The organism is Burkholderia sp. GbtcB21 (genome assembly GCF_019091065.1).
Classification (GTDB): domain Bacteria; phylum Pseudomonadota; class Gammaproteobacteria; order Burkholderiales; family Burkholderiaceae; genus Burkholderia; species Burkholderia pyrrocinia_C.
This window is the reverse complement of the sequence record NZ_JAGXKA010000507.1, coordinates 1-233: the sequence shown is the minus strand read 5'-3', so window position 1 is coordinate 233 and position 233 is coordinate 1. Positions and strand designations below refer to the sequence as shown.

Below are 233 nucleotides of genomic sequence, written 5' to 3'. Positions count from 1 at the left end.
GGCGTGTTCCTCGCGATGCTCAAGCCGGGCGACACGATCATGGGCATGAGCCCCGCGCACGGCGGCCACCTGACGCACGGCTCGCCGGTGAACATGTCGGGCAAGTGGTACAACGTGGTGAGCTACGGCCTGAACGAGAACGAAGACATCGACTACGAAGGGGCCGAGAAGCTCGCGCAGGAACACAAGCCGAAGCTGATCATCGCGGGCGCGACGGCGTACTCGCTGAAGAT

General features: G+C 63.9%; 1 pseudogene. It reads left to right on the top strand.

Annotated features, from left to right (window positions below):
* Positions 1-233, top strand: a pseudogene (glyA, locus tag KVT39_RS37500) (serine hydroxymethyltransferase); the annotation flags it as partial.